Consider the following 25,086-nt stretch of genomic DNA (forward strand, 5'->3'; position numbering starts at 1 on the left):
GAAGAGGACTGCAGGCGGCTGCTGCGTTACCGGCGGGCCGCGCCTCAGGCTTTCTTGGCGGCCTCTCGGTAAACGAGCAGGGGCGCCTTGTTTTCCTCGATGGTGGACTCGTCCACCACCACTTTTTCCACATTGGTGGCATTGGGCAGGTCGAACATGGTGCTGATCAGCGATTGCTCCAGAATCGACCGCAGGCCGCGCGCGCCGGTCTTGCGGGCGAGCGCCTTGCGGGCAATGGCCTTGAGCGCCGCAGGGCGGATCTCCAGGTCCACGCCCTCCATGGACAGCAGCTTGTTGTACTGCTTGACCAGTGCGTTCTTGGGCTCGGTCAGGATCTGGACCAGCGCATCCTCGCTGAGCTCGGCCAGGGCCGTCACGACGGGCATGCGGCCCACCAGTTCGGGAATGAGACCGAACTTGATCAGATCTTCCGGCTCGATCTCGGTGAACACCTCGGTCAGGGACCGTTGCTTCTTGCTCTTGACCGACGCACCAAAACCGATGCCCGAGGCCTCCGTGCGGTTCTCGATCACCTTCTCCAGGCCCGCGAACGCGCCGCCGCAGATGAACAGGATGTTCGTCGTGTCGATCTGCAGGAAGTCCTGGTTGGGATGCTTGCGGCCACCCTGCGGGGGCACGCTGGCCATGGTGCCTTCGATGAGCTTGAGCAGCGCCTGCTGAACCCCTTCACCCGACACGTCCCGCGTGATGGACGGGTTATCCGACTTGCGGGAAATTTTGTCGATCTCGTCGATGTAGACGATGCCGCGCTGGGCCCGCTCCACCTCGTAGTTGCAGCTTTGCAGGAGCTTTTGCACGATGTTCTCGACGTCTTCACCCACGTAGCCGGCCTCGGTCAGGGTGGTGGCGTCCGCCATCACGAAAGGCACGTCCAGCATGCGGGCCAGCGTCTGGGCCAGCAGCGTCTTGCCCGAACCGGTGGGCCCGATCAGCAGGATGTTGCTCTTGGACAGTTCCACTTCGTCCTTGCCGGCCTTGTCCTTGTGGCGCAAACGCTTGTAGTGGTTGTATACGGCCACGGCCAGCGTGCGCTTGGCGAAGTCCTGTCCGATGACGTAGCTGTCCAGATTCGCCTTGATCTCCGCGGGGGTGGGAAGGTCGCCGCGCGATTCGCGCGTGCCGTCGGCTGCTGGAAGCTCGTCCCGAATGATTTCATTGCACAGGTCGATGCACTCGTCGCAGATAAAAACCGACGGACCGGCGATCAGCTTCTTTACCTCGTGCTGGCTTTTGCCGCAGAAGGAGCAGTAAAGGGTTTTTTCGCTGGAAGAGCCTTTTTTCTCGGCCATGGGGGCAATGCCTCGTGTTGCGGAACGTTGTCGGGATGATAACGAAATAAAAAACGGCGTCTTCCCTGGGGAAAACGCCGCGTATTCCCTTGCGGAGCGATCAGGGGCGCTTGGCGATCACCTGATCGACCAGACCGTATTCCTTGGCTTCATCGGCCGTGAGGAAGTAGTCGCGCTCGGTGTCGTTCTTGACCTTGTCCAGGGGCTGTCCGGTGCGTTCCGCCAGGATGCGGTTCATCTGGTCCTTGGTACGCAGAATGTCGCGTGCGTGGATTTCGATGTCCGTCGCCTGGCCACGGGCCCCGCCCAGCACCTGGTGGATCATGATCTTGGAGTTCGGCAGGGAAAACCGCTTGCCCTTGGCTCCGGCGGCCAGCAGGAAGGCGCCCATGCTGGCGGCAAAGCCCACGCACATGGTCGACACATCGGGCTTGATGAACTGCATGGTGTCGTAGATCGCCATGCCGGCCGTGACGCTGCCGCCCGGGGAGTTGATATAGAACGAGATGTCCTTGTCGGGGTTCTCGCTTTCGAGGAACAGCAACTGGGCCACCACGAGGTTGGCGGTCTGGTCATTGACCTCGCCCACCAAAAAAATAATGCGCTCTTTCAGCAGCCGCGAATAGATGTCGTAGGAGCGTTCGCCGCGCCCCGACTGCTCGATGACCATGGGGACCATGCCCAAGGCTTGTGTTTCCAGTGCACTCATGTTTTCTCCTGTCATGCGGATACTGTACCCAGAAATGAATTGGGGCTTGTGCACGCAAGCACAAGCCCCCGATGTCATCCAGCCGCCAGAAACCGCAATCGGGCGGTCCGGCGGCAGCAGCGCATCAGCCCTGGCCCATCAGTTCGTCGAAGGAAACGGACTTGTCCGTCACCTTGGCCTTGCCCATCACGAAGTCGGTCACGTTGTTTTCGATGACGACGGCCTCGACTTCGGCCAGACGCTGACGGTCGCCGAAGTACCAGCGCACGACGTCTTCCGGCTTTTCGTAGCTGGCGGCCAGTTCGTCCACGTGGGCCTTCAGTTGCTCGGGCTTGGCGTGCAGTTCATTGGCACGCACCAGTTCGGCCACCACGAGGCCCAGGCGCACGCGGCGCTCGGCCTGGGGACGGAACACGTCTTCCGGGATTTCGGCCTTGTCGGCGTCCTTGATGCCGCGTTGCTTCAGGTCGGCACGGGCGCCTTCCAGCAGGCGGGCGATTTCGGCCTGCACGCTGGCGTTGGGCAGGTCCAGCTCGGCCTTGGACACCAAGGCGTCCATCACGGCCTGCTTGTTGCGGGCCAGCAGGCGGAACTTGACTTCGCGCTCCAGGTTTTTCTTGATGTCGGCGCGCAGGCCGTCGACCGTGCCGTCGGCGATGCCGAGGGACTTGGCGAGCTGCTCGTTCACTTCGGGCAGGTGGGCGGCTTCGATCTTCTTCACGGTGACCATGAAGTCAGCCGTCTTGCCGGCCACGTCCTTGCCGTGGTAGTCCTCGGGGAAGGCCAACGGGAAGGTCTTGCTTTCGCCGGACTTCATGCCACGCACGGCGTCTTCGAATTCCTTGAGCATCTGGCCTTCGCCGACCAGGAACTGGAAGTCTTCGGCCTTGCCGCCAGAGAAGGTTTCGCCGTCGATCTTGCCTTCGAAGTCGACCGTCACGCGGTCGCCGTCTTCAGCGGCAGCGGCTTGCGCGCGCTGGGCGAAGCTGCGGCGCTGCTTGCGCAGGATGTCGATGGTCTTGTCGATGGCGGCGTCGGTCACTTCGGCGGACAGCTTTTCGACTTCGGCGCCGGCCAGATCGGCGATCTTGACCTCAGGGAACACTTCGAAAATGGCGTCGAAGGTGACCTGGCCTTCCGGCGCGCCGTCTTTTTCGGTGATGCGGGGCTGGCCAGCCACGCGCAGGTTGGCTTCGTTGGCGGCCTGGGCGAACGCCTCGCCGACCTTGTCGTTCAGCACTTCGTACTGGACCGAGTAGCCATAGCGCTGGGCCACAACGTTCATCGGCACCTTGCCGGGACGGAAGCCGTCCATCTTCACGGTGCGGGCCAGGCGCTTGAGGCGCGAGTCGACCTCGGACTGGATCGCGGTGAGGGGCAAGCTCAGCGTGATCTTGCGCTCGAGCTTTTCAAGGGTTTCAACAGTAACGGCCATGGCTCTTCCTCTATGAATATGGGGACCGTGACGGCTGCTTTTGCAGCCGCACCGTGGTGCGCGGGGGGGGACTCGAACCCCCACACCATTGCTGGCGTCAGGACCTAAACCTGGTGCGTCTACCAATTTCGCCACCCGCGCAAACTTACAGACAAAACAGGCGACCGGCAGGGCCGGCCACCTGTGTGAAATTGGTCAACCTTCGATTTTACCTTGTCGGCGGACCGTCTCCGATCACGCCGGTTTCGGCGCGTGCGGATCGGGCTCTTTCACGCGGAACCAGGCCGCGTACATGGCCGGCAGCGCCAGCAGCGTGAGCACCGTCGCCACGATCAGGCCGCCCATGATGGCCACGGCCATCGGGCCCCAGAACACGCTGCGCGACAGCGGGATCATGGCCAGCACCGCGGCGGCGGCCGTGAGCACGATGGGGCGCAACCGGCGCACGGCCGACTCCACGATGGCGTCCCACGCGGGCACGCCCCGCGCGCGGTCCTGCTCGATCTGGTCGATCAGGATGACGGAGTTGCGCTGGATCATGCCCATGAGCGCGATCACCCCCAGCAGCGCCACGAACCCGAACGGCCGTCCCAGCAACAGCAACGCCCCCGCCACCCCGGCGATGCCCAGCGGTCCGGTGAGGAACACCAGCACTGCGCGGCTGAAGCTGTGCAGCTGGAGCATGAGCAGGGTGAACGTGATGAACAGCATGATCGGCACGCCCGCGGCGATGGAGGCCGAGCCCTTGGAGCTTTCCTCCACGGCGCCCGCCACCTCGATGCGGTAGCCGCCTTGGCCGGCCGCATGCCACTTCGCCTCCAGCTGCCTCAGGCCGGGCACCAGCGCCTCGGTGACGGTCGCGCCCTGCAGGCCTTCGATGACATCGCCCTGCACCGTGATGGCGTAGTCGCGGTTCTCGCGCCACATCACGCCCGGCTCCCAGGTGAAGACCGGCCGCGCGATCTGCGTGAGCGGAATCGACTTGCCCGAGGCCGTGGGCAGGTAGGCATTGGCCACGTCGGTGATGGCCTTGCGCTCGTCCGGTGGCTGGCGGAACACGATGTCGATCAGCTTGTCGCCTTCGCGGTACTGGCCCACGGTGGTGCCGGTGAACACGGTGCGCGCGGCCTGGGCGATGGACTGGCTGGTCACGCCCAGGGCGCGGGCCTTGTCCTGGTCCACTTCCAGGCGCATGACCTTGACGGACTCGTTCCAGTTGTCGTTCACGCCGCGCATCTGCGGGTGGTCGCGCAGGATGGCCTTGACCTCGTCGGCCCGGGCGCGCAGCACGGCGGGATCGGTGCCCACCACGCGGAACTGCACCGGGTAAGGCACGGGCGGCCCGTTGGGCAGCAGCTTCACGCGCGCCCGCACCTCGGGAAACTCGCGCGCCATGATCTCGGGCAACCCGACGCGCAGCGACTCGCGCACGTGCAGGTCCTGCGGGATCACGATGAACTGCGACACGTTGGTCTGCGGAAAGACCTGGTCCAGCGGCAGATAAAAGCGCGGCACGCCCGAGCCCACCCACACGCTGACGGTGGACACGCCCGCCTCGGCCCGCAGGCGCTGCTCGACGCGGCGCGTGACCTCTTCGTTGGCCTCGAACGAGGTGCCTTCCGGGAACCAGATGTCCATCAGGATTTCAGGCCGGCTCGAATCCGGGAAGAACTGCTGCTGCACGCGGCCCATGCCGACGATGCCGAGCGCGAAGGTGGCCACCGTGAGCCCGATGGTGATCCAGCGGTAGCGCACGCACCAGTCCACGCAGCGGCGAAAGACGTTGTAGAACCCGCTGTCGAACGCCTCGTGCGGCTGGCCGTCCGGGCCGGTGTGCACGTGCGGCGGCTTCTTGAGCAGCAGCGTGCCCAGGTACGGCACGAAGTACACCGAGACCAGCCACGACAGAACCAGCGCGATCACCGTGACGGCGAAGATCGCGAAGGTGTATTCCCCCGTCACCGACTTGGCGATGCCGATCGGCAGGAAGCCCGCCGCCGTGATCAGCGTGCCGGTCAGCATCGGCATGGCGGTGATCTCGTAGGCGAAGGTGGCCGCACGCACCTTGTCGTAGCCCTCCTCCATCTTGCGCACCATCATTTCGACGGCAATGATGGCGTCGTCCACGAGCAGGCCCAGCGCGATGATGAGCGAGCCCAGAGAGATCTTGTGCAGCCCGATGTTCCAGTACCACATGGCCAGGAACGTGACGGCCAACACCAGCGGAATGGTGATGCCCACCACCAGGCCAGGGCGGACGTCCAGCGTCCAGCGCTTCCACAGCGGATGGCGGCCCGGGCGCTTGTGCAGACCCAGCGCCAGGAAGCTCACGGCCAGCACGATCACCACGGCTTCGATCAGCACCTTCACGAACTCGTTGACCGACGAGGACACCGACTTGGGCTGGTCCTGCACGTTCACGAACCGCACGCCCGCCGGCAGGGTTTTTTCGATCTTCTGCGTGGCGGTCTTCAGGGCTTCGCCCAGGCGGATGATGTCGCCGCCCTTGGCCATCGACACGCCGAGCGCGATCACTTCCTGGCCCTGGTGGCGCACCTTCACGGCCGGCGGCTCCACGTAGCCGCGGTGGATGTCGGCGATGTCGCCCAGGCGCAGCTGCGCGCCCGAGGCGCCGCGGATCGGCATGGCGCGCAGGTCTTCGACCGCACCGAACTGCCCGGCCACGCGCACCTGGACCTGGTCCTGCGGCGTCTGGATGATGCCGCCGCTTTCCACCGCGTTCTGCTGGCCCAGTTGCGACAGCACCTGGTTCATGTCCAGGCCCAGCTGCGCCAGGCGCTTTTGCGAGATTTCGATGTAGAGCTTTTCGTCCTGCACGCCGAACTGCTCGACCTTGGCCACGTCGGGCACGCGCAGCAGCTGCTGGCGCACGTCGTCGGCGAAGGTCTTCATCTCGGCGTAGCTGAAGCCCTCGGACTCCAGCGCGTAGATCACGCCATAGACGTCGCCGAAGTCGTCGTTGAAGAACGGCCCCTGCACGCCCTGCGGCAGGGTGGCGCGCATGTCGCCGATCTTCTTGCGGACCGTGTACCAGACGTTGGGCACGTCGCCGGACTTGGACGAGTCCTTGATGTTGAAGATGATCTGCGACTCGCCGGGCTTGGAGTAGCTGCGGATCTTGTCGGCGTAAGGCACCTCCTGCAGCGTGCGTTCGAGCTTGTCGGTGACCTGCTCGGCCACCTGCTGCGCCGTGGCGCCGGGCCAATAGGTGCGCACCACCATCGCGCGGAAGGTGAACGGCGGGTCCTCGTCCTGCCCGAGCTGGAAGTAGGCGCCAAAGCCCATCAGCATCAGCACGATCATCAGGTAGCGGGTGAGCGCCGGATGGTCGAGCGCCCATTTGGAGAGGTTGAAGCCCTCTTTCGGCTGGATCTGCGTCATGGAGCGGCCTTCAGCGGGCGGACGATGCGGTCGCGGCGGGCACCGGGCCGGAGGCCGCGGCACTGGCGGGGCTTGCCACGCCATTGACAGCCGTCTGCGCTGGACTGGATTGCGCTGCAGGCGTCTTGGGCTGGTACGGCACGACCTTCTGGCCGGGCGACAGCACGTGCACGCCCGTGGCCACCACCTGCATGCCCGGGGCCAGCCCCGAAGCCACCACGGCCTCGTTGCCGTCGGCCGTGGCGATCTGCACGGTTTGCGACCGCACGGTGCCGCTGGCGGCGTCGAAGACCCACACGGCCGTCTGCTGGCCATCCTGGCGCAGCGCGCTGGTGGGCAGCTTGATGGCCTGCTGGCCGGCCTGGCCCAGGGCCTCGGGCGTGACGTACACGGTGGCGCCGAGCGGCGGTGCCTCGGCGCCTTCGATGGCCACCTTGATCTGGAAGGTGCGGGTGACGGCATCGGCGCTGGCCGCCACCTCGCGCACCCGGCCGGTCAAAGGCGCGCCGCCCGACCACGACCGCACGGCCACCGGCTGGCCGGCCTTCACGCGGGCGACCTTGTCCTCCGGCACGACGAAGACCACGTCGCGGGGGCCGTCCTGGGCGATGCGCACCACCGGCGTGCCGGCGGACACCACCTGGCCCGGCTCGGCATCGATGCTGGTGACCACGCCCGACACGTCGGCCACCAGCCGCGTGTAGCCGGTCTGGTTGCCTTGCGAGGCCAGTTGCGCACGCGCCTGGTCGAGCGAGGCCTCGGCGGCCTTGAGGGTGGAGGCGCGGCGCTCCAGTTCGGCGCCGCTGATGAAGTTCTGCGCCTTGAGCGCGGCGTAGCGCTGGTAGTCGGCGGCGGCCAGATCCCGCTGCGTGGCGGCGGAGGCCACCTGCGCGCGCGACGCGTCGGCGGCCAGTTGGTAGTCGCGCGGGTCGAGCTGGGCCAGCACCTGGCCGGCCTGCACGCGCTGGCCCAGTTCGGCCTGTCGCTGCACGATCTTGCCCGCCACCCGAAAGCCCAGGCGCGATTCGATGCGCGCGCGCACCTCGCCGGCATATTCGAGCTGGGTGTTCAGCGGGGCGGCGCCCACGGTGAGCAGCTTGACCGAGCGCACCGGCTCGGGGGCGGGCTCGGGCTTGGAGCAGCCCACCCCGGCGAGGACGGCCGCGCCGACGGCCAGCCCCCCCATCGCGCGCTGCACCCAAGAAAATGCCCCGTGACGGGGCTGCGAGGGGAACGGCCGGGAAAGCCGCGGCGCGACAGAGGTGTTCATGCTGGTTCCGGGAAAGCGGTTCGTTTTAATGACTGACTGGTTAGTAATCTATGAGAAGCCCCGTCACCTTGTCAAGCGACAATCGCGCCGTGACGCCTCCCTCCTCCGATCCCCGCCCCCTCTCCGCACCGACCGGCACCCCCCAGGCGCCGGCCGTGACGCACTACGAAAACTTTCCCGTGGCCTCGCTGCTGTGCCCGCCGCACCTGCGCCAGCCCATCGCGGCCATCTACGCCTTCGCCCGCGCCGCGGACGACCTGGCCGACGAAGGGGACGCCGGCCCTGACGAGCGCTTGGCGGACCTGGCGGCCTACGGGGCCGAGCTGCAATCCATCGCCGCCGGCCACCCGCCCGGCGCGCGGTGGGCCGCCATCTTCGGCCCGCTGCAGGCCGTGCTGCGCAGCCATGCCCTGCCCGTGCCGCTGCTGGCCGACCTGCTGAGCGCGTTCACGCAGGACATCGCCCGCACGCGGGACGGCGCCGTGTACGCCGACCGGGCCGAACTGCTGGATTACTGCCGGCGCTCGGCCAATCCCGTCGGCCGGCTGCTGCTGCACCTCTACGGCGTGCACGATGCCGAATCGCTTGCGCGCAGCGACGCCATCTGCTCGGCGCTGCAGCTCATCAACTTCTGGCAGGACCTGAGCGTGGACATTCCGCGCGGGCGCCACTACCTCACCGACGCCGACTGCGCGGCGCACGGGGTGGACCGCGCGGCCCTGTCCACGCTGCGCACCACGCCCGCCACGCGCGCGCTGGTCAACGGCTGCGCGGCCTGGGCGCGCGGGCTGATGGACCAAGGCGCGCCCCTGGTGCACCGCCTGCCCGGGCGCGCCGGCTGGGAGCTGCGCCTGGTCGTGCAGGGCGGACTGCGCATCCTGGACAAGGTGGAGGCGCTCGACGGCGGTAGCCTGCACACCCGCCCGCGCCTGCGCCCGCTGGACTGGGCCCGCATGCTGGGCCGGGCCGTGGCGATGTAAGGCGAATTCATGCCCGGCAAGCGCGGCTTCAGTCGCGGCCCTGGAGGCCGAGAATCCAGGCATCGAATCGGCCTTCAGCACAATGAGTACTAGGGCATGACGCTATATTTTTTGCAGCAATCTATTTTGATTGAGCCGGTAAGGCACAGGCCTCGCGCAAGGCCGCCCCGGGATAGCGAGCATGCCCGCCCCCCGCCAGCCGGTTAGCCTGCGCGCCCCACAGCCCTCGCATTGCCCGCCATGTCCGTCAGCGTTTTCGACCTGTTCAAGATCGGTATCGGCCCCTCCAGCTCCCACACCGTCGGGCCCATGATCGCGGCACGGCAGTTCGCCGTCGCCCTGCGCGATTCCATGGGCCTGGCGCCCGTGCACCGCGTGGTGGTGGAGCTGTTCGGCTCGCTGGCCGCCACCGGCATCGGCCACGGCACCGACCGCGCCGTGCTGCTGGGCCTGGCCGGGCACGAGCCCGACCGCATCGATCCGGACCGGATCGGCCCCACGGTCGAGGCGATCCGCACGGGCGGCCACATCGACCTGCTGGGCATGCACCGCGTCGCCTTCATCGAAAAGGAGCACCTGCTGTTCCGGCGAAAGAGCCTGCCCTTCCACCCCAACGGTCTGAGCCTGCACGCCCATGGGGCGCAGGGCGAACTGCTGCTCACGCGCACCTACTACTCGGTGGGCGGCGGCTTCGTGGTGGACGAAGGCGGCCAGCGGGTGCTCAACAGCGTCGAGGCCCTGGACCAGGGCGCAGCAGGTTCCGGCACGGGCTTGCCCCACCCCTACCGCACCGCCGCCGAACTGCTGGCCCAGTGCGCCGCCACCGGGCAGAGCATAGCCGCCGTCACGCTGGCCAACGAAGGGCACTGGCACAGCCGCGCGCACGTGCGCCAGCGCCTGCTGCAGATCTGGCAGACCATGGCCGGCGCCGTGCAGCGCGGCTGCGCCAGCCACGGCAGCCTGCCCGGCCCCATGCGGCTGCAGCGCCGCGCGGGCCAGTTGCACCAGACGCTGTCCGGCCGCGCCGAGGAGGCGCTGCGCGATCCGCTGTCGATGCTGGACTGGATCAACCTCTACGCCATGGCCGTCAACGAGGAGAACGCGGCGGGTGGGCGCGTCGTGACCGCGCCCACCAACGGCGCGGCCGGCGTGATCCCGGCGGTGCTGCACTACTACGTGAAGTTTGTACCGGGCGCCGACGAGGACGGCATCGCCGACTTCCTGCTCACGGCCGGTGCCATCGGCATCATCTACAAGGAAAACGCCTCGCTCTCGGGTGCCGAGGTGGCCTGCTCGATGGCGGCCGGCGCGCTGGCGGCGGTGATGGGCGGCACGCCCGCGCAGGTCGAGAACGCGGCCGAAATCGGCATGGAGCACAACCTGGGCATGACGTGCGACCCGGTGGGCGGGCTGGTGCAGATCCCCTGCATCGAGCGCAACGCGATGGGAGCGATCAAGGCCATCAACGCCGCGCGCATGGCCCTGCGCGGCAACGGCACGCACATGGTCTCGCTCGATCAGGTCATCAAGACCATGATGCAGACCGGTGCCGACATGAAGAGCAAATACAAGGAGACCTCGCGCGGCGGGCTGGCAGTGAACGTGGTCGAGTGCTGAGTGAGGGCGCCGAATCCGGGGCTGCGCCATCGCCGGTGTGGTGAATAAGACGCACCTGCACGCGGGGGCGCGGGCAGGCCCTGCCTTTTTTCGTTACACGCACATACACTTTGCGGTTTTCGCCCGTGCGGGCGTCGGCGCATCCGCCGCCTTCCTTCATCCGCCTTTTTCGCCTCCACCCATGCATTTCCTTTCTCGACTGCGCCCCTGGGCGCTCATGGCGGCCCTGGCCGCGTTCGGCAGCGCAGCCCCCGCCTGGGCGGAAGACACCCTGGCGCGCATCGCCAGCTCGGGCGAGCTGAAGCTGGGCCACCGCGAAAAGTCCTTGCCGTTTTCGTTCAAGGACGCCAACGGCGCGGTGAAGGGCTACACGGTGGACGTGTGCCTGCAGATCTTCGACGAGATCAAGAAGGAGCTCAAGCGTCCCGACCTGCGCATGCACTACCTGCTGGTGGACGGCAAGAACCGCATCAGCGACGTGAAGGACGGCGTGGTGGACCTGGAGTGCGGCGGCACCGCCAACACGGCCGCGCGGCAAAAGGAGATCGCGTTCAGCCACCACATCTTCGTGGCGACCTCTTCGTTCCTCGTGCGCAAGAGCTCGGGCATCAAGACGCTGGACGACCTGCAGGGCAAGAAGATCGCCGTGCAGGGTAAGACCACTAACGAAGGGCTGCTGCGTGCCAACGAGCGCACCTACAACCGCCACTTCAACTACGTGCTGGCCGACAGCACGATCGACGTGGTCGGCGCGCTGGTCAAGGGCGAGGCCGATGCCGCTTTCGCCGACGATGCGGGCATCTGGATTCCGCTAACCCGCCTGGGCAAGAACGTGGACGACTACCAGTTCCTGGAAAAGCGCCTGTCGCTGGAGCCCTACAGCATCGGGCTGCGCAAGGACGACCCCAAGTTCAAGGAACTGGTGGACCGCGTGACGCGCCGCATGATCCAGGGCGGCGAGATGGCCGCGCTGTACAAGAAGTGGTTCAGCGTGGAGCAGCAAGGCATGCTCCCAATGAGCATGTTCATGAAAGAGGCGCTGCGCCGGCCGAGCGACATGGGTGTGGAGCAGATCGCCTTCTGAAGCCCGCCCGCCACCATGGCGGCAGGCAGTGGGGCCCGGAACCGATGGCCCCCGGGCCACCGGCTTACATGTAGCCTTGGTCGATCACCTCCTGGTGTTCTCGCAACTCTTTTTCCTTGCGCTCCCGAATTTCTTCTGGCGTGCTGGGAATCGAGTACAGCATCGCCGACAGGCCCTGGCTGTCAAACGCTTCTTCGATGTCCTTGGCCACGCTTTGCAGGGCGTCCAGCTTGCGGAAAGACTGGCCGAGGTCCATCTTCGCCATCTGGCTGAGTGAGGCATGCAGCTTGGGATCGGCATAGCGCAGGCCGTCCATCTCGTCGCTGGCGAGCAATTGCTTGAGCTGAGCCTGGCTCTTGATGATCGCATCGCGCTGGCCCGACAGTTCGTCGAACTCCTGGGCGGCCCTGAAGGTACTCACCATCTTCGCGCCGCTTCGGCGCATCGTGCCCTCCAGGTCGAAGGCCATGCCCGTCTGATCGACCTTGGTGAACTTGCCGGACAGGTCCGCCAGTTTCTCCAGCATCGGAAGGTTGGCCGTCAGTGCCTGGCTCACATGGTGCACCACAGGAATGTTCATCCTCGCCATTTCGTTGCGAAGGGCATTGTGTTCACGGGCCGCTGTTTTCTTCTGCGCGGTGAGGGTGTCATATCGGGCGCTCAGCGCGTCGTACTCCTTGTCGGACATGGCGTCGGTCGCGTTGTCCAACGCCGTGTCCACCTGGTGATGCTCTTTGATCACGGCGTCCATGCGGGCCTTGGCCTCCAGGTATTGCGCCTTGACCTGTCGGGTTCCGCGGATGAACTGCAATTTGGGCGGGGCCGTATCGGCTTCCGAGGACTGGGGCCTGGTCCGCCCGAAACTCGCGGACGACGCGGCCTGCTGAGGCCGTGCAGCCTGGGCCGTGCTCATCGGACCCGTCGGGCTTGCATGGGTCGTGGGACGCGACGGGCTCGCCGGGGTCGAGGGGCGTGACGGACTCGTGGGGCGTGACGGGCTCGAAGAGCCCGAGGAACTGGTGGAGCTCCAGGAACTGAGGGAGCTCGAAGAATTCGTGGAACCCCAGGAGCTCATGGAGCTGAGCGAACTCGATGAACTGGTGGGGCGCATCGACGTGCGGTGCACTCCCGGCTGGGATGCAGGTGCATTGCTGCGCCCATCGCCGAACATCTTCAAGCCCGCGGGCTCGGGCTGCTGTTTCCGCGGAGAAGGCGCGGCAGCCGTGGCGTGCTGGTAATTCGGGGTCTGCACGCGCTGCTGCTGTTGGCCAGCGAGGCCGGCCTGCTGGTTGGCCGGTGGGAACGAATGCAGGTTGACCCGGGGCTGTTGCGACTGCGGGCCTTGTGGACGGGCTGCGGCTCCATTGGTACGCGAACTCAATTTGGAGAACACGGTGTCCTGCTGCGGCCGGGACTGCGCGGCACCCGATTGGGTCTTTGCCTGACCCTTCGTTTTCGACGCCACCTCCTTGACGAAGCGGTTACCCGCCGATAAGACCTTGGAAGCGAACTTGGAACTGAGGGACATGGAAAAACCTTTCGAGGCGGTCGCTCGCCGTGCCTCGCATCGGGAAATCGCCGCTTGAAATGCACTGTAGGCAGGCCCTGTTCGAGCACGGCACTGCCACCCGAAAGCGCGAGCAGGAATGCGAAGGCACCCTCCCCTGGCCTGGCCGCAGGGCGGCCCCTGCCCCGAGCCAGCCCGGTTCGCCGCCGAGCCCGGGCGCCCATGGGAGAATCGCGCCCCATGACACCGGAACAGTACGTCCAGCAAAAAGCCGCCGCCTCGGGCAGCAGCTTCTATTACGCCTTTCTGTTCCTGCCCGCGCCGCGGCGCGCCGCCATCACGGCCTTCTATGGTTTTTGCCGCGAGGTCGACGATGTGGTGGACGAAGTCTCGGATGCCGGCGTCGCCCGCACCAAGCTGGCCTGGTGGCAGGCCGAGGTGGCTCAGTCCTTCGCCGGTCGTGCGACGCACCCCGTGATGCAGGCGCTGATGCCGCACGTGGCGGCCTACGGCATCGAGGAGCGCCACCTGCAGGCCGTGATCGACGGCTGCCAGATGGACCTGGAGCAGACGCGCTACCTCGACTTTCCCGGCCTGTCGCGCTACTGCCAGCTGGTGGCGGGCGTGGTGGGCGAGGTGGCCGCGCGCATCTTCGGGCAGACCGATGACCGCACCACCGAATACGCGCACACCCTGGGCCTGGCGTTTCAGCTCACCAACATCATCCGCGACGTGGGCGAGGACGCCATGATGGGCCGCATCTACCTGCCCGTGGCCGAGCTGCAGCAGTTCGACGTGAAGGCGCACGAGATCCTCAAGCGCCAGTATTCCGAGCGGTTCACCGCGCTGATGCGCTTTCAGGCCGAGCGCGCGCACCGGCTCTACGACGAGGCACTCGCCCTGCTGCCCACGGGCGACCGGCGCGCCCAGAAGCCCGGGCTGATGATGGCCAGCATCTACCGCACCCTGCTGCGCGAGATCGAGCACGACGGCTTCCAGGTGCTGCACCAGCGGGTGAGCCTGACGCCGCTGCGCAAGCTGTGGCTGGCCTGGAAGGTGCAGGCCCTCGGCCGCCTCTGACCGGGTTTTCTTCCATGCAACGTGTTGCCATCATCGGGGGCGGCTGGGCCGGCATGGCGGCGGCGGTGGCCGCCGCGCAGGCGGGGCACCGCGTGACCGTCTTCGAGGCCACCCGCGTGCTGGGCGGCCGCGCCCGCGCCCTGCCCGCCACCGATGCGCCCGGTGCGCCTGGCGCCCCGCCCCCCCTGGACAACGGCCAGCACATCCTGATCGGCGCCTACACCGAGTGCCTGCACCTCATGGCGCAAGTGGGCGTGGACCCGGACGCGGCCCTGCTGCGCCTGCCGCTGTCGCTGCGCTTCGCCGACGGCAAGGGCATCCGCCTGCCCGACATCGCGCCCCCCTGGGACGCCGTGTGGGGCATTGCCACCGCCCGGGGCTGGGGCCTGCGCCAGCGACTGGCGCTGATGACCACCACCGCCCGCTGGATGTGGGGCCTGGGCGGATTCCGCTGCGCGCCCGGCGATACGGTGCTGACCATCAGCCAGGGCCTGCCGCCGCAGCTGATGGCCGAGTTCGTCGAGCCGCTGTGCGTCTCGGCACTCAATACCCCCGCCGCCGAAGCCAGCGCCACGGTGTTCCTGCGCGTGCTGCGCGATGCGCTCTTCAGCGGGCGCGGCGGCTCCAATCTGCTGCTGCCGCGCACCGACCTGGGCGCGCTGTTTCCCGAACCCGCCGCGCAATGGCTGCAGGCCCAGGGCCACACCGTGCACCGGGCGCGCCGGGTGCAGGCCATCGCCCCCCAGTCACCGCCGTCGAGCGGCTGGACGGTCGATGGCGAGGCCTTCGACACCGCCGTGCTGGCCCTGCCCAGCAGCGATGCGGCCAGGCTGGTGGCCGCCTGCGCGGGCTCCGAGCAGGCCGCGCCGCGCAAGGAGCTGTGCTCCGCGCTGTACGACTGGGCGGCCGTGGCGCAGGCGATGCGCTTCACCGCCATCGCCACCATCTATGCGCAGGTGCCGGGCGCCCAGGGGCCCGTGCTGGAGAGCCCCATGCTGGCGCTGCGCTCTTCCATGCAGGAACCGGCCCAGTTCGCCTTCGACCGCGGCGTGCTGGGCGGGCCGCCGGGCCTGCTGGCCCTGGTGGTGAGCGCCTTCGAGGGCGACCGTGCCGAGCGCGAGCAGCAGGTGCTGCGCCAGGCCATGCGCCAACTGGGCCTACCGGCGCTGGACCTGGTGCAGACGGTGGTGGAAAAGCGCGCCACCTTCGCGTGTACGCCGGCCCTGCAGCGCCCGTCCAACGCGATCGCGCCGGGGCTATGGGCCTGCGGCGACTATGTGCGCGGGCCCTACCCCGCCACGCTGGAAGGCGCGGTGCTGGCGGGCACGGCGGTCGGGCAGCAATTGGGCAAAAAATAGGCCCTAGAGCATATTCCACTAGGGCATATAGCTACAAAAAAAATAGCAAATGCCCACTGTGAATCACGCCGGGCGGGGCAGCACGTCCGCCATCTTGAGCACGGACACGCCCGTGTTGCCCCAGAAACGCTCCAGGCTGTCGGCCCGCTCGATCAGCAGCCGCTGCACCAGCGGCTCCAGCGACGTGGCGGCGGGATCGGCCACCAGCAGGTAGCGCGGCTCCACCGTCTCGGGCACGCCGGCGGCGGTTTCGTTGACCTGCACCACCCAGTCCAGGGCGGTGAGCGCCTCCAGCACGGGCTCCAGCTGCAGCGCATCCACGCGCAGCGCCTGGCACAGCGCGCTCATTCGCAGGCCGCGGGCCGGCGTCCCGTGCGCCCGGTGCAGGGCCTGCAGCGCCTCCACCGCCAGCTGGAAGGTCCAGCCCTGGCCGCTCGCCCGGCGCGCCACCCCGTTGAGCAGGCTGGGCAGGTACGCCGCCACCACCGCGCCCAGCAGCACGATCACCCAGGCCACGTAGATCCAGACCAGCAGGATCGGCAGCGTCGCGAAGGCGCCGTACAGCACCGAATACGTGGGCACCGAGGCCAGGTACAGGCCGAGCACCTTCTTGGCCACCTCGATCCCCAACGAGACGAACACCCCGCCCGACCACGCATGGCGCCATTTGACCTGCGTGTTGGGCACGTAGCGGTACAGCGCCGCGGTGCCGCCGGCCAGCAGCAGGAATTCGATGGAATCGAACAGCAGCCGCGCGCTGTCGGGCAGCGCGTCGTGCAGGCCGCGCGAGGCCGAGGACGCCACCGACGTGGTGAGCGCCAGGCTCGCCGCCAGCACCAGGGGCCCCAGCGTGATGACCGCCCAGTAGATCAGCACGCGCTGGCCCAGGGGCCGCAGCCGGCGCACGCGCCAGATGTTGTTGAGGGTGCGGTCGATGGTCAGGACCAGCGCCAGCGCCGTGCCCAGCAAAATCGAAAACCCCGCCACGCCCAGGCCGCTGGCCTTGGCCGCGAACTGCGTGAGGTAGCCCAGCACCTGGCGCGAGATGCTGTCCGGCACCAGGCTGTCCACCAGCCAGCGCTGCAGCCCCGTCTGCAGGGTGCCGAAGATGGGAAAGGCGGTGAACACGGCCAGCGCCACGGTGAAGAAAGGCACCAGCGCCAGCAGCGTGGTGAAGGTCAGGCTGCTGGCGGTGAGGCCCAGGCGGTCCTCGCGAAAGCGCTCGCGCAGGGTGTGCGCCGTGGTGCGCCAGGGAAAGTGCGACAGATCGGCCAGGACGGCTTCGAAGCGCTGCGCGAGTGGGGCTAAAGGCATGGCCGATATGATGCCACCCCGATGGCCTCTTCCCCCCTCTCCCCTGGCGCGCCCCGCGCCGCATCCGGCACCGGCGCTCCAGCGGCCCCCGACGTGGCGGCCACCCGGTGGCTGGCCGTGGGCAGCCTGCTCGGCCTGATCGTGCTCAGCCTGGCCTGGGAGCTGTGGCTCAGCCCGCTGCGTCCCGGCGGCTCGTGGCTGGCGCTCAAGGCGCTGCCGCTGGCGTTTCCGCTGGCCGGGCTGCTCAAGCACCGCATGTACACCTACCGCTGGGTGAGCCTGGTGGTGTGGCTGTATTTCACCGAAGGCGTGGTGCGCGCCTGGAGCGATCCGGCCCCGGGCCGGTGGCTCGCGCTGGTCGAAGTGGCGCTGTGCCTGGCGCTGTTCACCGCCTGCGCGCTGCATGTGCGCCTGCGCCAGAAGCACGCACGTGCGGCCGCAGCCGCGGCGGCACCGGCCCCGTCCACGCCCTGAACACCCCAAAACCGCGTCGCCCCACGCCCCTTCCATTCCCCGTTTTTCGCGAGCATTCGAGAACACCATGTCCACCCTGATCGACACCCTGCGCCAGACCGTCGGCGCCGCCCATGTACTCACCGAAGGCGACCTCACCGCCTGGGAGCAGGACTGGCGCCGCCGCGCGCGCGGCAAGGCGCTGGCCGTGGTACGGCCCGGCAGCACGCAGGAGGTGGCTGCCGTGGTGCGCGCCTGCGCCGCCGCCGGCACCGCGATCGTGCCGCAGGGCGGCAACACGGGGCTCGCGGTGGGCTCCATTCCCGACGAGACCGGCACGCAGGTGCTGCTCAGCCTCACGCGGTTGAACGCCATCCGCGCGGTGGACGCCGACAACCTCACGCTCACCGTGGAGGCCGGCGCCATTCTGCAGAACGTGCAGGACGCGGCCGAGAAGGCGGGGCTGCTGTTCCCCTTGAGCCTTGCGGCCGAGGGCAGCTGCACCATCGGCGGCAACCTGGCCACCAATGCCGGCGGCACGCAGGTCGTGCGCTACGGCAATACGCGCGACCTGTGCCTGGGGCTGGAAGTCGTCACGCCGCAGGGCGAGGTGTGGGACGGCCTCAAAGGCCTGCGCAAGGACAACACCGGCTACGACCTGCGCGACCTGTTCATCGGCAGCGAAGGCACGCTGGGCATCATCACCGCCGCGACGATGAAGCTCTACCCGCAGCCCGCCGCCAGCCTGACGGCCTGGGCCGCGGTGCCGTCGATGGAACACGCCGTGCAGTTGCTGGCCCTGGCGCACAAGCACCTGGGCGCAGGCCTGACCGGCTTCGAGGTGATGGGCCGCTTCGCCCTGAGCCTGGTGGCCAAGCACATGCCGCAGCTGCGCGTGCCCTTCATCGACCAGGAAGACGTGCCCTACGGCGTGCTGCTGGAAAACAGCGACAGCGAGTCGGAGGCGCACGCCCGCACGCGCTTCGAATCGCTGCTGGAAACCGCCTTCGAGGCCGGCTGCGTGACCGATGCGGTCGTGGCCGAGAACCTGGCGCAGGCGCACCAGCTCTGGCACATCCGCGAAAACATTCCGCTGGCCCAGGCCGAGGAAGGGCTGAACATCAAGCACGACATCTCGGTGCAGATCCCCCGCATCCCCGCCTTCGTCGAATACGCCGACGCGCTGCTGCAGCGCGAGATTCCCAGCGTGCGGCTGGTCAACTTCGGGCACCTGGGCGACGGCAACCTGCACTACAACGTGCAGGCGCCGGCCGAGGGCGATGCCAAGGCCTTCCTGCGCGACGAGGAAGCCCGCGTGAACCACCTGGTCTACGAAGCGGTGGCGCAGTTCGGCGGCTCGTTCTCGGCCGAGCACGGCGTGGGCGCGCTCAAGGTGGACAAGCTGGAGAAGTACCAGTCGCCCGTGGCGCTGTCCATGATGCGCGCCATCAAGGGCGCGCTGGACCCGCAGGGGCTGATGAACCCGCACTGCATGCTGCCGGTGCACGGCGCCTGACGGCCGGGCCACCGGGGCGGCCCGGCGGGATCAGCGCCGCGCGTCTTCCAGCACCTTGCGCACGTCGGCGGGAAGGGGCACCGGCGCGCCGGCATCCTGCACGTCCCATTCCTCGTCGCCCGTCTGCAGCCACACGCGCATCGCGTCGCGCGACGGGTCCACTACCACAGCCGCCGCCTGGGCGTCCGGCTGGGTCGACCGGCGGCCGGTGATGTAGAGCAGGCCGCCTTCCTGCTGCAGCGGCGTGCTGACGGCCATGTTCTGCAGGAACTCCGGGTGGTTGACGGGACCGAGCAGTTCCTTGACCCGCACCCCCATGGGGCCGGTGCGCAGAAAGTCCGAGCCCTCCGAAGGCTTGCGGCCCACCTGCGCCTGCACGCTGGCCCAGCGGTTGGCGGCGGCCGGTGCCGCAGCCGTCGCAGCGGACGCGGCCGGCTTGGCGGGAGAGGACGTGGAGGCCGAGGGCGTGAGCGGCACGTGGGTGCCGCAGCTGGCGGCCAGCACCGCTGCGGCGAACAATGGCAAAGAGGACGAAAGGCGCATGGGGCGGATTTCCTTGGAATCGGGGAAGCAACCGGCGAGCTTATCCGCTGATGCCCCCGAATCTGGCGCGCCCCACGCCGTCCGCGGGCGTTTCGGCACGAGCACCCCGCGATATCAGACGGCCATGGGGGCCGTGATGTGGGCGTGGTGCTGGTAGCCTTCGAGCGAGAAGTCCGACGGCTCGACCGTCTCCAGCCACTCCGGCTCGTACCTGCCGGTGGCGGCGTAGTCCGGGATGCGGTCGGACAGCAGCAGCTTGGGCAGCGGGTGGGGTTCGCGCGTGAGTTGCTCGCGTAGCATGTCCACGTGGTTCTCGTAGATGTGCGCATCCCCGATGAAGTACGTGAACCAGCGCGGCGTGTAGCCCGTGAGCCGGCCCACCAGGTGCAGCAGCGCCGCCCCTTCCGCCAGGTTGAACGGCGTGCCGAGCCCGACATCGTTGCTCCGGATGTACAGGCACAGCGAGATTTCCTTCCTGCCCGGATTGGCCAGGAACTGATACAGCAGGTGGCACGGCGGCAGGGCCATTTCGTCCAGCTGCGCCCAGTTCCATCCGTGGAACAGGATGCGGCGGCTGCCCGGCTCGTTGATGAGCGTGTCCAGGCACTGCCGCAGCTGGTCGACGGCCTTGTAGAGGAGCACGCCGGACGGCTTGCCGTCCTCGCCGCCGAGCGTGCCGATGGCCTCGTATCCCCGGCCGAGCGCGTCCGCGATCTGCGCCGGGCCCTGCGGCAGCGCCGGGTCGATGAGCTTGTAGGCCGGCCACTGGCGCCACTGCACCCCGTACACCGACCCCAGGTCGTCCTCGGCAAGGCGGTAGGGGTTGGCCAGCCACTGTGCGTTCTCGTTCGCGTTCTGGTCCCAGACCTTGCAGCCCAGCGCCCGGAAATCGGCCGCGCTGCGGCGTGCGCGCAAAAAGCCCACCAACTCGCCCACCACTGACTTGAAGGCGAGCTTCTTGGTCGTGACGGCGGGAAAGCCCTGCTGCAGGTCGAACCGGAGCATCGCGCCCGGCAGGCTCAGGGTGCGGACGCCCGTGCGGTTGTCTTGCCAACTGCCGTTGTCGAAGATGTTCTGAACGAGGTCGAGGTACTGTTTCATGTGCCGAAGGGACGAGCCAAGGGCGGAATCGTAGCGCAAGGGGGTCCGGCAGCGCGCCTCAGGGCCGGGTGCCCTTGGCCAGCCGGCCGGCGATGTCGTCGATCACCGGCAGGAGGTCGGCCACCGAATCGATCACGTAATGCGCGCCCGCGCCCTGCAGCTTGCCAGCGGCCGCTTCGCGGCGGGCCTGCTGCGCGGCCGGCGGCAGGGCGTTCCACTCGGCCAGCGGCAGCCCCATCGCGTTGCCGCTGACGGCGACGCCCACCGTCCAGGTGCCCGCGTGCAGGCCCTCCTGGATGCCGACCTCGGTGTCATCCACCTTGACCACCGTGGCGGGCCACCACACCCCCAGGTCGGCAAAGCAGCGGAACATCATCAGCGGCGAAGGGCGGCCCGCTACGAGGTCGCCCGCGCAGACGAGGTTGTCCGGCGCATAGCCGCCGGCCGCGGCGATGGGCGACAGGATGTCCATGATCGGCCGGTTGTAGCCGGTGGTGGAGCCGATCTTCAGCCCCCGGGCCCGCAGCGCGGCCACGGTGTCCAGCGCGCCGGGAATGAAATCGGCGAAATCGGCCACCACCGCCGCATTCATGGGGGTGAAGACTTCGTAGAGGTGGTCGATGTCGGCATCGGCGAAGGGCCGGCCGTGCAGGTGCTCCCATTGCCGGGCGACCTCGGGCAGCAGGCTCAGGGCCTGGATGTGGTCCCACTTGGCGACGCCCATCGGGCCGCGGGCCTGCTCGATGTTGATCCGGATGCCGAATTGCGCGAACAGCCGCACGAAGGCGCCCATCGGCGCGCAGGAGCCGAAGTCGAGGATGGTGCCGGCCCAGTCGAAGACGACGGCGCTCAGCGTGGTGGTGGAAGGAGGCATGCCCATGTCGTGTCCTGATCGTGGCGCGGTGGGGAAAGGGTTGAGTGAAAGACGGCTCACCAGGCGCCGAAGGTGTCCTCGGCAATGCCGAAGGCGGTGCTGGCGCCGGTGCCGCTGGTGACGATCACCAGCCGGGTGGCGTCGTCGGGCCGGTCGATCAGGCAGTCGGTCGTGGCCGACGAGGGGTAGATGCCCACCCAGCGCTCGGTCACGCGGCAGGATTGCAGCTTCACCGTGTCGCGCAGGTGTCGCAGGATGAGTTCGTCCACCCGCTCGTCGGCGAAGGGCTGGGGCGCGGCGCTGTAGTGGTGCGAGTCGCCCACGACCAGGGAGCCGTCGGCGCTTTGCACCACGATGAGGTGGATGCCGTTGGCCAGCGATTCGGCCTCTTCTCGCTGGAGTTGCTCGCGCAGCGCGGCGGCGGCGGGCAGGTCGCTGTAGCCCCGGTAGCGCACCAAGCTCAGGTCGGCCATGACCGAGCCGGGCAACCGCAGGCCGGGCTCGGGCATGACGCGCAGCATGTGCAGCAGGCACAGGCGCAGGCCGTGCGGCGCCAGGCGCTCGGCGAACAGGCCGTGGATGTCCGAATGGGTGCAGACCACAACGCGCTCGGCGTGCAGCACGGCGCGTGCAGTGCGCACCCGCGGCGTGGCGACCTCCAGCACCGCCTCGCCGAAGCGGAACACCACGCCATGCGCCTCGGCCAGCCATTGGGTCAGCAAACCAATGGCCGTGCGCGATTCCACCCGCATCTCGTGCGGGCTGTAGAGCACGCCCTGGGCGCCCTCCAGCTGCAGCGCGGGCGCGCGGCGGGCGGCCTCGGCCACGCCGAGCAGTTCGCAGGCCTCGCCCATCTCGGTGCCCATGAACTCTTCGAGCACGGCCAGGGCCTGGGGCCGGAACGCCGTCAGGTACAGGCCGTGGTGCACGGCCTCGATGCCGGCCTGGGGCGCGACCTCGCCCCACACCTCGCGGGCCCGGCGGGCGCGGCGCCAGGTGTCGCCCGCGCCCTGGCCGGTGACGGTGATGAAGCCGAAGTTGCGGATCGAGGCGCCGACGCAGGCCGCATCGCGCTCAACCACGCAGACCTTCAGGCCGCGCCGGGCGGCGGTGTAGGCATGGGCCAGGCCGACGATGCCGGCGCCGACGACGATCACGTCGAAAGTAGGGTGGGTTTCCATGGTGCTTTTTCCAGGCGGCAGGGCGGTCTTCGTCGCTGCGCGCTGTGTTTTCAGGTAGTCATCGCCTTCATCGGGCCGGTGCCCGCCAGGCCTGGGTGCGCCGCTCGACCCAATGGCCGGCGGCCAGGTACAGCAGCGTCACCACCGCCGAGGTGGCGGCGATCAGCACCGCCATGGCCGCGGCCGGGCCGGTATCGCCGGCCTCGTCCAGGTTCAGGATGGCGACCGAGGCCAGCCGGGTGTCGGGCGAGTAGAGGAACACCACGGCCGAGATCGTCGTCATGGCGCTGATGAAGAAATAGCGCGACACGTCCAACAAAACCGGCAGGCAGATGGGCAGCGTCACGCGCCAGAAGGTCTTGTAGAGCGGCACTTTGAGCGAGGCGGACACCGCTTCGAACTCGGCGTCCAGCGCCTTGAGCGCCGTCACCACGGTGAGGTGGCCGGTCGTGTAGAAGTGCACCACCGTGCACAGCACCATCAGCGGCAGCGTCTGGTACAGGCCGTGCAGCGGATTGGCCGACGCGTTGAAAAAGAAGATGTAGCCCAGGCCCAGCACCAGGCCGGGCACGGCCATGGGCAGCATGGCCGCCAGCCGCACCACGGGCCGCAGGGCTTCCAGGCCCCGGGTCTTTTCCAGCAGGTAGGCGCCAACGAACACCACGGCCGTCCCCACCACCGCCGTGCCGCAGGCGAGTTTCAGGCTGTTGGCCAGGGCATCGGCCAGGTCGGCATCGATCAGGCCCGCGACGTAATGGTCCAGGCTGGGCGACAGGTTGTACGGCCACAGCTTGGCGAAGGAGGCGAACATCGCCATGCCGAACATGGCCAGCACCAGGGCGGCGATGCACAGGCAATAGAGCGCCATGGCCGCATCGAATCCGCGCGCGCGCCGCGGCACCAGCGCCACGGCGCGCGCCGTGAGGGTGGCGGTCTGCCGGCGCTGCACCAGCCCGTCGATGGCGAAGGTGAGCACCGCCGGCAGCAACAGCAGCAGCGCCACCACCGCGCCGCGCTGGAAGTCGTGCTGGCCGATGACCAGCTTGAAGACGTCGGTGGCCAGCACGTTGAAGTTGCCGCCCACGACCTTGGGGATGCCGAAGTCGGTGATGACCAGGGTGAAGCACACCAGCGCGGCCGAGATCAGCCCGTACTTGGCGCCCGGCAGGGTGATGGTGAAGAATTTGCGCAGCGTGCCGGTGCCGAGCGCATCGGCCGCCTCATACAGGCGCGCATCGGCCAGCGAAAGCGCCGTGACCAGGATCATCAGCACGTGCGGAAACACCGCGAAGCACTCGGCCAGCACGATGCCCGATGCGCCGTAGATGCCGGTGAACCCCAGCGCCGTCCAGAGGTCCCGGGCCACGCCCTGGTTGCCGAACCAGTAGATCAGCGAGATGGCCGACAGCAGCGAAGGCGCCAGCAGCGGCAGCAGCATCACCGTGCGCAGTAGCGCCTTGGCCGGCATGCAGCTGCGGGTCAGCGCATAGGCGAAGGCGAAGGCCAGCGGCAGCACGATGGCGGTCACCAGCAGCGACACCCACACGCTGTTCCACAGGCTGGTAAGCAAGGCGGGCGAGGCCAGGTAGGCAGCGAAGGCCCCCAGCCCCGACACCGCCCCGCCCTGCGGTGCATCCAGCGCCTTCGACAGGATGAGCAGCAGCGGCGCCACCAGTCCGACGCCCAGCAACACCACCATGCCCAGCAGGCCGAGGTGGGCCAGCCGGTCGCTCCAATGCACCCGCTGGCGCAGGGGCGCCGCGCGAACGGCCGCCGCCACCGCGCTCATGCGGCGGTGCCGGCGGCGAACACGCGCAGCCGGTCGGCGCGCAGGGCGAAGCGCACGCGCGTGCCTTCGCGCACGCCGAACTCGTCCATCTGGTTGAGCGAATACTGCAGCTGCAGCGGCTGTCCGCCCAGGCCGTCGACGTCGATCTCGGCCAGGCAGTTGCCGCCCAGGAACTCGATGTGGCGCACGGTGCCGGCGCACTGCAGCGGGTCGTCCTGCACGGCGGCACCGACCACGCGGTCCTCGGGCCGCAGGTACAGCGATACCGCGCTGCCCGGCCGGAACTCCGTGCCCGCCGGGCACGCCCTGCAGGCGCTTGTCGCCGCAGCGGAACCAGTGGCCGCCCTCGGCCACCGCATCCAGCCGATTGACCTTGCCGACGAAGTCCGCCACGAAGGGCGATGCGGGTTCGCGGTAGACCTGCATGGGCGTGCCGACCTGCTCGATCACGCCGTGGTTCATGACCACGATGCGGTCGGCCACCGACAGGGCCTCCTCCTGGTCGTGCGTGACCATGATGGTGGTCACGCCCAGGCTGCGCTGCAGCGACCGGATCTCGTTGC

The 25,086-nt window shown here is 68.4% G+C and carries 21 protein-coding genes and 1 tRNA gene; 8 read left to right on the top strand and 14 right to left on the bottom strand.

Annotated features, from left to right (window positions below):
• Positions 1-44: 44 nt before the first annotated feature.
• The 6 genes from clpX to AVMA1855_RS06255 form a co-directional block, all read right to left on the bottom strand.
• On the bottom strand, positions 45-1,310 hold the full coding sequence (clpX, locus tag AVMA1855_RS06230) for an ATP-dependent Clp protease ATP-binding subunit ClpX (protein WP_092740458.1): 1,266 nt from the start codon (positions 1,308-1,310) through the stop codon (positions 45-47).
• Between the two features lie 100 nt (positions 1,311-1,410).
• Positions 1,411-2,019 carry an ATP-dependent Clp endopeptidase proteolytic subunit ClpP gene (clpP, locus tag AVMA1855_RS06235; RefSeq protein WP_092740460.1) on the bottom strand — a complete coding sequence of 203 codons (609 nt, stop codon included), beginning with the start codon at positions 2,017-2,019 and terminating at the stop codon, positions 1,411-1,413.
• A 124-nt stretch (positions 2,020-2,143) separates the two neighbouring features.
• The gene (tig, locus tag AVMA1855_RS06240) at positions 2,144-3,454 is read right to left on the bottom strand and encodes a trigger factor (RefSeq protein ID WP_272564309.1); all 1,311 of its coding nucleotides are present in this window, start codon (positions 3,452-3,454) and stop codon (positions 2,144-2,146) included.
• Positions 3,455-3,508: 54 nt separating this feature from the next.
• Positions 3,509-3,595 (bottom strand) — tRNA-Leu (locus tag AVMA1855_RS06245).
• A gap of 93 nt (positions 3,596-3,688) precedes the next feature.
• On the bottom strand, positions 3,689-6,856 hold the full coding sequence (locus AVMA1855_RS06250) for an efflux RND transporter permease subunit (protein WP_284408553.1): 3,168 nt from the start codon (positions 6,854-6,856) through the stop codon (positions 3,689-3,691).
• A 10-nt stretch (positions 6,857-6,866) separates the two neighbouring features.
• Positions 6,867-8,126: an efflux RND transporter periplasmic adaptor subunit gene (locus tag AVMA1855_RS06255; protein ID WP_502870275.1), complete on the bottom strand. Its 1,260-nt coding sequence runs from the start codon at positions 8,124-8,126 to the stop codon at positions 6,867-6,869.
• Between the two features lie 50 nt (positions 8,127-8,176).
• On the opposite strand from AVMA1855_RS06255, the gene hpnC reads away from it, so the two are divergent.
• From hpnC to AVMA1855_RS06270, 3 genes are all read left to right on the top strand, one after another.
• Complete coding sequence (hpnC, locus tag AVMA1855_RS06260) at positions 8,177-9,106, top strand: squalene synthase HpnC (protein WP_284425030.1); 930 nt, start codon at positions 8,177-8,179, stop codon at positions 9,104-9,106.
• Positions 9,107-9,346: 240 nt separating this feature from the next.
• Entirely contained in the window at positions 9,347-10,723 is a 1,377-nt protein-coding gene (locus tag AVMA1855_RS06265; RefSeq protein WP_284425031.1) for an L-serine ammonia-lyase, read from the top strand.
• A gap of 181 nt (positions 10,724-10,904) precedes the next feature.
• Positions 10,905-11,807 carry an amino acid ABC transporter substrate-binding protein gene (locus tag AVMA1855_RS06270; RefSeq protein ID WP_284425032.1) on the top strand — a complete coding sequence of 301 codons (903 nt, stop codon included), beginning with the start codon at positions 10,905-10,907 and terminating at the stop codon, positions 11,805-11,807.
• Positions 11,808-11,871: 64 nt separating this feature from the next.
• On the opposite strand, the gene AVMA1855_RS06275 is transcribed toward AVMA1855_RS06270, so the two are convergent.
• Positions 11,872-12,558, bottom strand: coding sequence for a hypothetical protein (locus AVMA1855_RS06275; RefSeq protein ID WP_284425033.1), 687 nt, complete (start codon positions 12,556-12,558; stop codon positions 11,872-11,874).
• Between the two features lie 232 nt (positions 12,559-12,790).
• On the opposite strand from AVMA1855_RS06275, the gene AVMA1855_RS06280 reads away from it, so the two are divergent.
• The 3 genes from AVMA1855_RS06280 to hpnE all read left to right on the top strand — a co-directional run bounded on the left by AVMA1855_RS06280 (position 12,791) and on the right by hpnE (position 15,752).
• Entirely contained in the window at positions 12,791-13,045 is a 255-nt protein-coding gene (locus AVMA1855_RS06280; RefSeq protein ID WP_284425034.1) for a hypothetical protein, read from the top strand.
• A 509-nt stretch (positions 13,046-13,554) separates the two neighbouring features.
• On the top strand, positions 13,555-14,394 hold the full coding sequence (gene hpnD / locus AVMA1855_RS06285; protein ID WP_284407717.1) for a presqualene diphosphate synthase HpnD: 840 nt from the start codon (positions 13,555-13,557) through the stop codon (positions 14,392-14,394).
• 14 nt (positions 14,395-14,408) lie between these two features.
• Positions 14,409-15,752 (top strand): hydroxysqualene dehydroxylase HpnE, encoded by a 1,344-nt coding sequence (gene hpnE, locus AVMA1855_RS06290; protein ID WP_284425035.1) that lies wholly within the window; start codon positions 14,409-14,411, stop codon positions 15,750-15,752.
• 63 nt (positions 15,753-15,815) lie between these two features.
• On the opposite strand, the gene AVMA1855_RS06295 is transcribed toward hpnE, so the two are convergent.
• Positions 15,816-17,066, bottom strand: a complete 1,251-nt coding sequence (locus AVMA1855_RS06295; RefSeq protein WP_284425036.1) for a YihY family inner membrane protein — start codon at positions 17,064-17,066, stop codon at positions 15,816-15,818.
• A gap of 21 nt (positions 17,067-17,087) precedes the next feature.
• Between AVMA1855_RS06295 and AVMA1855_RS06300 the strand changes: the two genes are divergently transcribed.
• Both AVMA1855_RS06300 and AVMA1855_RS06305 read left to right on the top strand, forming a co-directional pair.
• Complete coding sequence (locus tag AVMA1855_RS06300) at positions 17,088-17,540, top strand: DUF2069 domain-containing protein (protein WP_284407720.1); 453 nt, start codon at positions 17,088-17,090, stop codon at positions 17,538-17,540.
• 67 nt (positions 17,541-17,607) lie between these two features.
• Positions 17,608-19,035 (top strand): FAD-binding oxidoreductase, encoded by a 1,428-nt coding sequence (locus tag AVMA1855_RS06305; protein ID WP_284425037.1) that lies wholly within the window; start codon positions 17,608-17,610, stop codon positions 19,033-19,035.
• 30 nt (positions 19,036-19,065) lie between these two features.
• Here the strand turns inward: AVMA1855_RS06305 and AVMA1855_RS06310 are convergent, their stop codons facing one another.
• The 6 genes from AVMA1855_RS06310 to AVMA1855_RS06335 form a co-directional block, all read right to left on the bottom strand.
• A complete protein-coding gene (locus AVMA1855_RS06310) occupies positions 19,066-19,578 on the bottom strand; it encodes an Ivy family c-type lysozyme inhibitor (RefSeq protein ID WP_284425038.1) in 513 nt (170 codons plus the stop codon).
• Positions 19,579-19,692: 114 nt separating this feature from the next.
• Positions 19,693-20,679: a thymidylate synthase gene (locus AVMA1855_RS06315; RefSeq protein ID WP_284425039.1), complete on the bottom strand. Its 987-nt coding sequence runs from the start codon at positions 20,677-20,679 to the stop codon at positions 19,693-19,695.
• Positions 20,680-20,737: 58 nt separating this feature from the next.
• Complete coding sequence (phnX, locus tag AVMA1855_RS06320; RefSeq protein WP_284425040.1) at positions 20,738-21,559, bottom strand: phosphonoacetaldehyde hydrolase; 822 nt, start codon at positions 21,557-21,559, stop codon at positions 20,738-20,740.
• A gap of 50 nt (positions 21,560-21,609) precedes the next feature.
• Complete coding sequence (locus AVMA1855_RS06325) at positions 21,610-22,734, bottom strand: TIGR03364 family FAD-dependent oxidoreductase (protein ID WP_284425041.1); 1,125 nt, start codon at positions 22,732-22,734, stop codon at positions 21,610-21,612.
• A gap of 67 nt (positions 22,735-22,801) precedes the next feature.
• On the bottom strand, positions 22,802-24,523 hold the full coding sequence (locus AVMA1855_RS06330) for a putative 2-aminoethylphosphonate ABC transporter permease subunit (protein ID WP_284425115.1): 1,722 nt from the start codon (positions 24,521-24,523) through the stop codon (positions 22,802-22,804).
• Entirely contained in the window at positions 24,520-24,882 is a 363-nt protein-coding gene (locus AVMA1855_RS06335) for a TOBE-like domain-containing protein (RefSeq protein WP_284425116.1), read from the bottom strand. The genes AVMA1855_RS06330 and AVMA1855_RS06335 overlap by 4 nt, the downstream gene beginning before the upstream one ends.
• Positions 24,883-25,086 lie beyond the last annotated feature (204 nt).

This window comes from Acidovorax sp. SUPP1855 (assembly GCF_030158955.1).
Classification (GTDB): Bacteria; Pseudomonadota; Gammaproteobacteria; order Burkholderiales; family Burkholderiaceae_C; genus Paracidovorax.